A 10534-nucleotide genomic window follows, 5' to 3' on the forward strand; every position below is an offset into this window, starting at 1 on the left:
AAACGCGTGTCACTGATCGCTTCTGACCACTTCCGCATCGTTGTCGGCCTCGGCAAGAGCGGCATGTCCCTGGTTCGCTTCCTGGCGAATCGGGGCGTTGCCTTTGCGGTCGCCGACACCCGTGAACAACCGCCGGAACTGGAAACCCTGCGCCGCGATTACCCGCAGGTGGAAGTGCGCTGTGGCGAGCTGGACGTCGAGTTTCTCTGCCGCGCCGACGAGCTGTATGTCAGCCCCGGGCTGGCCCTGGCCACACCGGCGCTGCAGCAAGCCGCTGCCCGTGGCGTGAAGCTGTCCGGCGATATCGAACTGTTTGCCCGTAACGCCAAGGCGCCGATCATCGCCATCAGCGGTTCCAACGCGAAAAGCACCGTGACTACCCTGGTCGGCGAAATGGCGGCTGCCGCTGGCAAGCGTGTGGCTGTCGGCGGCAACCTCGGTACCCCGGCGCTGGACCTGCTCAGTGACGACGTCGAGCTGTACGTGATGGAACTGTCGAGTTTCCAGCTGGAAACCACCGACCAGCTCAACGCTGAAGTGGCCACCGTGCTCAATGTCAGCGAAGACCATATGGACCGCTACAGTGGCCTGCCGGCCTATCACCTGGCCAAGCACCGGATTTTCCGTGGCGCGCGGCAAGTGGTGGTCAACCGTCAGGACGCCCTGAGCCGCCCGTTGCTGGCCGAGAACCAGCCGGTGTGGACCTTCGGTCTGAACACGCCTGACTTCAAGGCCTTTGGCTTGCGCGAAGAGAATGGTGAAAAGTACCTGGCGTTCGAGTTCCAGAACCTGATGCCAGTACGCGAGCTGAAAATCCGTGGTTCGCACAACCAGTCCAACGCCCTGGCGGCTTTGGCTCTGGGCCATGCGGTGGGCCTGCCGATGGACGCCATGCTGTCCAGCCTGCGCACCTTCGCCGGTCTGGCGCATCGCTGCCAATGGCTGCGCGAGCGCGACGGGGTGAACTGGTACGACGACTCCAAGGCCACCAACGTCGGCGCCGCTCTGGCCGCCATCGAAGGTCTGGGTGCCGATATCGACGGCAAGCTGGTGCTGGTTGCCGGCGGCGATGGCAAAGGTGCGGATTTCAGCGCTCTGCGTGCGCCGGTGGCGGCGCACTGCCGCGCCGTTGTGCTGCTGGGGCGCGATGCCGAGCGTCTGGCCGAGGCGCTGGGTGACAGCGTGCCGCTGATCCGGGTGAAAACTCTCGATGAAGCGGTGCAGCAATGTGCCGAACTGGCTCAGCCTGGCGATGCCGTGCTGCTGTCGCCGGCCTGCGCCAGTCTCGACATGTTCAAGAATTTTGAAGAGCGTGGGCGCCTGTTCGCCCAGGCCGTAGGAGGGCTGGCATGATCTTCGGCATCATCAAGCCCTATCCGTCGCCGCTGATCAGCGGGCGTGGCATCGACCTCGATTTCGCCATGCTCGCCGGTTGCCTGGCGCTGCTCGGCCTTGGCCTGGTGATGATCACCTCGGCGTCCTCGGAAGTGGCCGCCGCGCAGTCGGGCAACCCGCTGTATCACATGTTCCGCCACCTGGTGTACGTGGCCATTGGCGTGTTCGCCTGCATCGTTACCATGATGGTGCCGATCGCCACCTGGCAGAAGATGGGCTTCACCATGCTGGTCGGCGCCTTTGGCTTGCTGGTACTGGTTCTGGTGCCGGGCATCGGCCGCGAAGTGAACGGTTCGATGCGCTGGATCGGCTTCAGCTTCTTCAACGTCCAGCCGTCGGAAATCGCCAAGGTCTTCGTGGTGATCTACCTGGCCGGTTACCTGGTCCGTCGCCAGACCGAAGTGCGCGAAAGCTGGATGGGCTTCTTCAAGCCGTTCATCGTCTTGCTGCCCATGGCCGGCCTGCTGCTGATGGAGCCGGACTTCGGCGCCACGGTAGTGATGATGGGCGCGGCCGCGGCGATGCTGTTCCTCGGCGGCGTGGGTCTGTTCCGCTTCAGTTTGATGGTGGTGCTGGCGGTGGCGGCGGTGTTTGTCCTGGTGCAGGCCCAGCCTTACCGGATGGCGCGTCTGATTACCTTCACCGACCCCTGGTCCGACCAGTTCGGCTCCGGCTACCAGTTGACCCAGGCACTGATTGCTTTCGGGCGGGGCGAGTGGCTGGGCGTCGGTCTTGGCAACAGCGTACAGAAGCAGTTCTACCTGCCGGAAGCGCATACCGACTTCGTGTTCTCGGTACTGGCCGAAGAGCTGGGCGTGGTCGGCTCGCTGCTCACCGTGGCGCTGTTCGTGTTCGTCACGGTGCGTGCGCTGTACATCGGTTTGTGGGCTGAAAAAGCCAAGCAGTACTTTGCCGCCTATGTGGCCTTTGGCCTGGCCTTCCTGTGGATTGGCCAGTTCCTGATCAACATCGGCGTGAACGTCGGTCTCCTGCCAACCAAGGGTCTGACCCTGCCGTTCCTCAGCTACGGCGGCAGTTCGCTGGTGATCTGCTGCGCTTGTGTCGGGCTGTTGCTGCGGATCGAGTGGGAAAGTCGCACCCATCTGGGTAGCGAAGAGCACGAATTCAATGAAAGCGATTTTGCCGAGGAGCCGCATCATGGCCGCTGACGGCAAGAATGTACTGATCATGGCAGGCGGCACCGGGGGCCACGTGTTCCCGGCACTGGCCTGTGCCCGTGAGTTCCAGGCGCGTGGTTACACCGTGCACTGGCTGGGCACTCCGCGTGGCATCGAGAACGAACTGGTGCCCCAGGCGGGCTTGCAGTTGCACCTGATTCAGGTCACCGGCCTGCGCGGCAAGGGCAAGCTGTCGCTGCTCAAGGCGCCGTTCACCCTGGTCAAGGCTGTACTGCAGGCGCGGCGCATCATTGCCCAGCTCAAGCCGGTCTGCGTGATCGGTTTTGGTGGTTACGTGACCGGCCCGGGAGGCGTTGCTGCCCGGCTCTGTGGTGTACCTGTAGTGGTTCACGAGCAGAATGCCCGCGCCGGTACCGCCAATCGGTTGCTGGTGCCGTTGGCCGGCCGAGTCTGCGAAGCTTTCCCCGGCACGTTTGCTGCCTCGGACAAGCTGCGCACCACCGGTAATCCGGTGCGCAGCGAACTGTTCATGGACACCCCGCGCGAGCCCTTGGGTGCGCGTCGGCCACGCTTGCTGGTGCTGGGCGGAAGCCTGGGCGCCGAACCGCTGAACAAACTGCTGCCCCAAGCCCTGGCCCAGGTCGCTGCGGACATTCGTCCAGACGTGTTCCACCAGGCGGGTAAACAGCACGACCAGATTACCGCCGAGCGCTATCGCGAGGCTGGAGTCGAGGCTCAGGTAGAGCCGTTTATCAAGGACATGGCCAAGGCGTACGCCTGGGCCGATCTGGTGGTCTGCCGCGCAGGCGCGCTGACCGTCAGTGAGCTGGCTGCGGCCGGCTTGCCATCGATGCTGGTGCCGTTGCCCCATGCCATCGACGATCACCAGACCCACAACGCCCATTATCTGGCCCGCGAAGGCGCTGCCTTCCTGATGCCACAAGCGACAACTGGCGCAGCGCAACTCGCTGAACGCCTGAACGAGGTGCTGATGCAACCGGAAAAACTCTCCACCATGGCCGCCACTGCCCGGCGCCTGGCCAAACCCGCGGCCACCCGCACCGTGGTCGATATCTGCCTGGAGGTGGCCCATGGTTGAAAGCAAGAAAGCCATGCCACAGCCAGAAATGCGCCGCATCCGCCGCATCCACTTCGTCGGTATCGGCGGCGTGGGCATGTGCGGGATCGCCGAGGTGCTGCTGAACCTGGGTTATCAGGTATCGGGCTCGGACCTCAAGACCTCCGCGGTTACCCAGCGCCTGGAGTCCTTCGGTGCGCAGATCTTTATCGGTCACCGCGCCGAGAACGCTGCGAGCGCCGATGTGCTGGTGGTTTCCAGTGCCATCAACCCGGCCAACCCGGAAGTCGCCACCGCCCTTGAACGGCGTATTCCGGTGGTGCCGCGTGCCGAAATGCTCGCCGAGCTGATGCGTTATCGCCACGGCATCGCCGTCGCCGGTACCCATGGCAAGACCACCACCACCAGCCTGCTCGCTTCGGTATTTGCCGCCGGTGGCCTGGACCCGACCTTCGTCATCGGGGGCCGCCTGAATGCAGCCGGCACCAATGCACAACTGGGCACCAGCCGCTACCTGATCGCCGAAGCCGACGAAAGCGACGCCAGCTTCCTGCATCTGCAGCCGCTGGTGGCTGTGGTTACCAACATCGACGCCGACCACATGGCGACCTACGAAGGTGACTTCAACAAGCTGAAGAAAACCTTCGTCGAGTTCCTGCACAACCTGCCGTTCTACGGTCTGGCGGTGATGTGCCTGGACGACCCGGTAGTGCGCGAGATCCTGCCGCAGGTCAAGCGTCCGGCGGTTACCTACGGTTTCAGCGAAGAAGCTGACGTGCGCGCGATCAATGTTCGCCAGTCGGGCATGCAGACCCACTTCACCGTGCTGCGCCGCGACCGCGAGCCGCTGGACGTATCGGTCAACATGCCGGGCAACCACAATGTGCTCAACGCGCTGGCGACCATCGCCATTGCCACCGACGAAGGCATCAGCGATGAAGCCATCGTCCAGGGCCTGTCGGGGTTCCAGGGGGTAGGGCGCCGCTTCCAGGTCTACGGCGAACTGCCGGTAGAAGGTGGCAGCGTGATGCTGGTCGACGACTATGGTCACCACCCGACCGAAGTGGCGGCAGTGATCAAGGCCGTACGCGGTGGCTGGCCTGAGCGCCGTCTGGTGATGGTCTACCAGCCGCACCGTTACAGCCGCACCCGTGACCTGTACGACGATTTCGTCCAGGTCCTGGCGGACGCCAACGTGCTGCTGCTGATGGAAGTCTACCCGGCCGGCGAAGAGCCGATCCCCGGTGCCGACAGCCGTCAGCTGTGCCACAGCATCCGTCAGCGCGGTCAGCTCGACCCGATCTACATCGAGCGCGGCATCGAACTGGCGCCGCTGGTCAAGCCGCTGCTGCGTGCCGGCGACATCCTGCTGTGCCAAGGCGCCGGTGATATCGGTGGCCTGGCCCCGCAATTACTCAAGAGTCCGTTGTTCGCTGGTGCTGTTGCCAGTCAGGGGAAGTCGAAATGACTGATAACGCATACGCCACGTTGCACTCGACCATCGACCCGAAAGCCTTCGGTCGCGTAGCCGTGCTTTACGGCGGCAAGAGCGCCGAACGCGAAGTTTCGCTGAAATCCGGTGCCGCCGTGATCGAAGCGCTGACCAGTGCCGGTGTCGACGTGGTCGCCATCGATGTCGGCGACGACCTGCTCGATCGCCTGCAAAGCGGGAAGATCGACCGCGCGTTCATCATCCTCCACGGCCGTGGCGGCGAAGACGGCAGTATGCAGGGCCTGCTGGAGTGCCTGGGCATTCCTTACACCGGCAGTGGCATCCTCGCTTCGGCGCTGGCCATGGACAAGCTGCGGACCAAACAGGTCTGGCACAGCCTGGGCATTCCGACCCCGCGTCACGCCGTGCTCACCAGCGAAGCTGACTGTATTTCTGCAGGTGCGGAACTGGGCTTCCCTTTGATCGTCAAACCGGCCCATGAAGGTTCCAGTATCGGTATGGCGAAAGTGAACGGTGTCGACGAATTGATCGCCGCCTGGAAAGACGCCGCTACCTACGATTCGCAAGTGTTGGTCGAACAATGGATTCACGGTCCGGAGTTCACCGTCGCGACCCTGCGTGGCCAGGTATTGCCGCCGATCGCACTGGGCACGCCGCACACATTCTACGACTACGACGCCAAGTACCTGGCTTCCGATACCCAGTACCGGATTCCGTGTGGCTTGAGCGCAGAGAAAGAACAGGAACTGATCGACCTGACCGCCCGTGCTTGCGACGCCATCGGCATCGCTGGCTGGGGACGGCTGGACGTCATGCAGGACGAGCAGGGGCGTTTCTGGCTGCTCGAAGTCAACACCGCACCAGGCATGACTGATCACAGCCTGGTCCCTATGGCGGCACGCGCGGCCGGTCTGGACTTCCAGCAGTTGGTGCTGGCGATCCTGGCGGCCAGCGTCGAGGCGCGAGGTTAAGCCCATGCAAGGCGCGATGTTACGTCATCAGCAACCCGCCACCGGCCGTAACAAGCCGGTGCCGCGTGGTGCCAGCCGGATGGTGGCTAAAGAGCCACTGTCGGCGCGCCTGCCCAAGGCCAACTTCAGCATGTTCAAGCGCCTGCTCTGGCCGGTGCTGCTGGTCGCTGCAGGTTTTGCTGCCTATGAAGGCGCGCAACGGCTGATGCCGTATGCCGACCGGCCGATCACCAAGATCGCCGTGCAGGGCGACCTCAGCTACATCAGCCAGCAAGCGGTGCAGCAGCGAATCGCCCCTTATGTGGCGGCCAGCTTCTTCACTGTCGACCTGGCGAGCATGCGCGCCGAGCTTGAGCAGATGCCCTGGATCGCCCATGCCGAAGTACGTCGGGTGTGGCCGGACGAAGTGGTGATCCGCCTGGAAGAACAGTTGCCGGTAGCGCGTTGGGGCGAAGAAGCCTTGCTCAATAACCAGGGCCAGGCTTTCACCCCGCGCGAACTGGCCAACTACGAGCACCTGCCGCAGCTGTTCGGGCCGCAGCGGGCGCAGCAACAAGTGATGCAGCAATATCAGGTACTGAGCCAGATGTTGCGGCCAATGGGCTTTTCGATTGCCCGGCTGGAAGTGCGCGAGCGCGGCAGCTGGTTCCTGACCACTGGCGCCGGCAGCGCCGGGCCAGGTGTTGAACTGCTGCTGGGGCGCGACCATCTGGTGGAAAAAATGCGCCGTTTCATTGCCATTTACGACAAGACACTCAAAGAACAGATCACGAACATCGCCCGCATCGATCTGCGTTACGCCAACGGCCTGGCCGTCGGCTGGCGGGAACCGATTGCACCGACGACGGCCCAACCCGCCGTTGCGAAGAATTAGAGAGAGGCAGGACCATGGCAAATGCGCATAGCGGCAAAATGATCGTCGGGCTCGATATCGGCACCTCCAAGGTAGTGGCGCTGGTGGGCGAAGTCGCGGCCGACGGTACCCTGGAAATCGTCGGTATCGGCACCCATCCTTCGCGCGGGCTGAAGAAGGGCGTGGTGGTCAATATCGAATCGACCGTGCAGTCGATCCAGCGGGCGGTGGAAGAAGCCCAGCTGATGGCCGGCTGCCGGATCCACTCGGCGTTCGTTGGCGTCGCCGGCAATCACATCCGCAGCCTGAACTCCCACGGCATCGTCGCGATCCGCGACCGTGAAGTCAGTGCGGCTGACCTCGAGCGCGTCCTCGATGCCGCTCAGGCCGTTGCCATTCCGGCCGACCAGCGGGTCCTGCATACCCTGCCGCAGGACTACGTGATCGACAACCAGGAAGGCGTGCGCGAGCCGCTTGGCATGTCCGGCGTGCGTCTGGAAGCCAAGGTCCACGTGGTCACCTGCGCCGTCAATGCTGCCCAGAACATCGAGAAGTGCGTGCGCCGCTGTGGCCTGGAAATCGACGACATCATCCTCGAGCAGCTGGCCTCGGCCTACTCGGTGCTGACCGATGACGAGAAAGAGCTGGGCGTGTGCCTGGTGGACATCGGTGGCGGTACCACTGACATCGCCATCTTCACCGAAGGTGCGATCCGTCATACCGCAGTGATCCCGATTGCCGGCGACCAGGTGACCAACGACATCGCCATGGCCCTGCGTACCCCGACCCAGTACGCCGAAGAGATCAAGATTCGTTACGCCTGCGCCCTGGCCAAGCTGGCCGGTGCCGGTGAAACCATCAAGGTGCCGAGCGTCGGTGACCGTCCGCCGCGCGAGCTGTCGCGCCAGGCCCTGGCCGAAGTGGTCGAGCCGCGTTACGACGAGCTGTTCACCCTGATCCAGGCCGAGCTGCGCCGCAGCGGCTACGAAGACCTGGTGCCGGCGGGCATCGTTCTGACCGGTGGTACCGCGAAGATGGAAGGTGCGGTAGAGCTGGCCGAAGAGATTTTCCACATGCCGGTACGCCTGGGCGTGCCGCATAGCGTCCGGGGTCTGAGCGATGTCGTGCGCAACCCGATTTATTCCACCGGTGTGGGCTTGCTGACCTACGGCCTGCAGAAGCAGTCCGACGGCGTCAGCCTGACCGGCACCAGCAACAACAACTATGGCGATGAACCAAAAGCTCCAGCGTTCGAGCGTTTCACACGCTGGGTCAAAGGCAACTTTTAAAGTTTCAAAGCAGTAGTAGTAGGCGCAAAAACTAGAGAACTGTAAGGAGAGGGAAAATGTTCGAGCTCGTAGACAACGTCCCGCAAAGTCCGGTCATCAAAGTGATCGGCGTCGGTGGCGGCGGTGGCAACGCCGTCAATCACATGGTCAAGAGCAACATCGAGGGCGTTGAGTTCATCTGCGCCAACACCGATGCTCAAGCGCTGAAAAACATCGGCGCGCGGACCATTCTGCAACTGGGTACCGGTGTCACCAAGGGACTGGGTGCCGGTGCCAATCCGGAAGTCGGCCGTCAGGCCGCGCTGGAAGACCGTGAGCGCATCGCCGAAGTACTGCAGGGCACCAACATGGTGTTCATCACCACCGGCATGGGCGGCGGTACCGGTACCGGTGCTGCGCCGATCATCGCCGAAGTGGCCAAGGAACTGGGTATCCTCACCGTTGCGGTGGTGACCCGTCCGTTCCCGTTCGAAGGCCGCAAGCGCATGCAGATCGCCGATGAAGGCATCCGTGCACTGGCAGACAGCGTCGACTCGCTGATCACCATCCCGAACGAAAAACTGCTTACCATCCTCGGGAAAGACGCCAGCCTGCTGTCGGCCTTCGCCAAGGCTGACGACGTGTTGGCCGGTGCCGTTCGCGGTATCTCCGACATCATCAAGCGTCCGGGCATGATCAACGTCGACTTTGCCGACGTACGGACCGTGATGAGCGAAATGGGCATGGCGATGATGGGCACTGGCTGCGCCAGCGGTCCTAACCGTGCACGTGAAGCGACTGAAGCGGCGATCCGCAACCCGCTGCTCGAAGACGTCAACCTGCAGGGCGCTCGCGGCATCCTGGTCAACATCACCGCAGGTCCTGACCTGTCGCTGGGTGAGTACTCGGACGTCGGTAGCATCATCGAAGCCTTCGCTTCCGATCACGCCATGGTCAAGGTCGGTACCGTTATCGATCCGGACATGCGTGACGAGCTGCACGTGACCGTGGTTGCCACGGGCCTGGGCGCGAAGATCGAGAAGCCGGTCAAGGTCATCGACAACACCCTGCAAAGCGCTGCGATGCAGCAGCAGACCCCGGCTCCGGCGCCTGTGCGCAACGAACAGTCGTCGGTGAACTACCGTGATCTGGAGCGTCCGACCGTAATGCGCAATCAGGCGCATGCCGGTGCAGCCGCTGCTGCCAAGCTCAATCCGCAAGACGATCTGGATTACCTGGACATCCCGGCTTTCCTGCGTCGTCAGGCCGATTGATGAAATTTATCAGGGGTATAAGGGTGATTGGTGTTCAGCAAAGGCCGGGTCTGGTATTATCCTCAGCCTTTGTTGATACCAGTTCGCAATTTGCGCTGAAGCGGCCAATGCCATGATTAAACAACGCACCCTGAAGAATATTATCCGTGCCACAGGTGTCGGCCTGCACTCCGGGGAGAAGGTATACCTGACCCTCAAACCTGCACCTGTGGATACCGGCATCGTATTTCGCCGTGCCGACCTCGACCCCGTGGTGGAAATTCCCGCCCGCGCGGCAAATGTCGGCGAGACCACCATGTCGACGACTCTGGTCAATGGCGATACCAAGGTAGACACGGTTGAGCACTTGCTCTCGGCCATGGCTGGCCTGGGCATCGATAACGCCTACGTCGAGCTCTCCGCGTCCGAAGTGCCGATCATGGACGGTAGCGCAGGACCCTTCGTATTCCTGATTCAATCTGCCGGCCTGGAAGAACAGGACGCAGCCAAGAAATTCATCCGCATCCTGCGCGAAGTGACAGTGGAAGACGGCGACAAGCGCGCCACTTTCCTGCCGTTCGACGGATTCAAGGTGAGTTTCGAGATCGATTTCGATCACCCGGTGTTCCGTAACCGGACCCAAAGTGCCAGCGTGGACTTTTCCAGCACCTCGTTCGTGAAGGAAGTCAGCCGCGCCCGGACCTTCGGGTTCATGAGCGATATCGAGTACCTGCGCAAGCACAACCTCGCGCTCGGCGGCAGCGTGGAAAACGCCATCGTGGTCGACAAGGACGGCGTGCTCAATGAAGACGGCCTTCGTTACGAAGACGAATTCGTCAAGCACAAGATCCTCGACGCCATCGGCGACCTCTACCTGCTGGGCAACAGCCTGATTGGCGAGTTCAAGGGCTACAAGTCCGGACACGCGCTGAACAACCAGCTGCTGCGCAAGCTGATCGAGGAAACAGATGCCTGGGAAGTGGTGACTTTCGAAGATGCCAGTACGGCACCGATCTCTTACATGCGTCCGGTTGCGGCAGTGTAAGTTCGAACACTCTCTCTAGTGATTAAGGCCACCTTCGGGTGGCCTTTTTTATGCCTGGTTTTTTGTAGTCCGCAGTACC

9 protein-coding genes are annotated in these 10534 nt (G+C 62.5%); all 9 read left to right on the forward strand.

The features are described 5' to 3' along the window. Positions 1–6: 6 nt before the first annotated feature. The 9 genes from murD to lpxC all read left to right on the forward strand — a co-directional run bounded on the left by murD (position 7) and on the right by lpxC (position 10455). A complete protein-coding gene (murD, locus tag NPS47_RS16470) occupies positions 7–1353 on the forward strand; it encodes a UDP-N-acetylmuramoyl-L-alanine--D-glutamate ligase (protein ID WP_274295895.1) in 1347 nt (448 codons plus the stop codon). Continuing rightward, on the forward strand, positions 1350–2564 hold the full coding sequence (gene ftsW, locus NPS47_RS16475) for a putative lipid II flippase FtsW (protein ID WP_425313517.1): 1215 nt from the start codon (positions 1350–1352) through the stop codon (positions 2562–2564). The genes murD and ftsW overlap by 4 nt, the downstream gene beginning before the upstream one ends. Continuing rightward, positions 2554–3633 (forward strand): undecaprenyldiphospho-muramoylpentapeptide beta-N-acetylglucosaminyltransferase, encoded by a 1080-nt coding sequence (gene murG, locus NPS47_RS16480; RefSeq protein WP_274295896.1) that lies wholly within the window; start codon positions 2554–2556, stop codon positions 3631–3633. The genes ftsW and murG overlap by 11 nt, the downstream gene beginning before the upstream one ends. After that, complete coding sequence (gene murC, locus NPS47_RS16485) at positions 3626–5080, forward strand: UDP-N-acetylmuramate--L-alanine ligase (RefSeq protein ID WP_274295897.1); 1455 nt, start codon at positions 3626–3628, stop codon at positions 5078–5080. The genes murG and murC overlap by 8 nt, the downstream gene beginning before the upstream one ends. Further along, positions 5077–6036 carry a D-alanine--D-alanine ligase gene (locus NPS47_RS16490; protein WP_274295898.1) on the forward strand — a complete coding sequence of 320 codons (960 nt, stop codon included), beginning with the start codon at positions 5077–5079 and terminating at the stop codon, positions 6034–6036. The genes murC and NPS47_RS16490 overlap by 4 nt, the downstream gene beginning before the upstream one ends. Before the next feature lie 4 nt (positions 6037–6040). Continuing rightward, positions 6041–6910, forward strand: a complete 870-nt coding sequence (locus NPS47_RS16495; RefSeq protein ID WP_274295899.1) for a cell division protein FtsQ/DivIB — start codon at positions 6041–6043, stop codon at positions 6908–6910. Between the two features lie 14 nt (positions 6911–6924). Next, positions 6925–8178, forward strand: a complete 1254-nt coding sequence (ftsA, locus tag NPS47_RS16500) for a cell division protein FtsA (protein WP_274295900.1) — start codon at positions 6925–6927, stop codon at positions 8176–8178. Between the two features lie 56 nt (positions 8179–8234). Next, positions 8235–9431 carry a cell division protein FtsZ gene (ftsZ, locus tag NPS47_RS16505; RefSeq protein ID WP_274295901.1) on the forward strand — a complete coding sequence of 399 codons (1197 nt, stop codon included), beginning with the start codon at positions 8235–8237 and terminating at the stop codon, positions 9429–9431. A gap of 112 nt (positions 9432–9543) precedes the next feature. Then, the gene (gene lpxC, locus NPS47_RS16510; RefSeq protein WP_028943297.1) at positions 9544–10455 is read left to right on the forward strand and encodes a UDP-3-O-acyl-N-acetylglucosamine deacetylase; all 912 of its coding nucleotides are present in this window, start codon (positions 9544–9546) and stop codon (positions 10453–10455) included. The last annotated feature ends 79 nt before the right edge of the window (positions 10456–10534 follow it).

The sequence above is a fragment of the Pseudomonas putida genome, assembly GCF_028682475.1.
Lineage (GTDB): Bacteria > Pseudomonadota > Gammaproteobacteria > Pseudomonadales > Pseudomonadaceae > Aquipseudomonas > Aquipseudomonas putida_AG.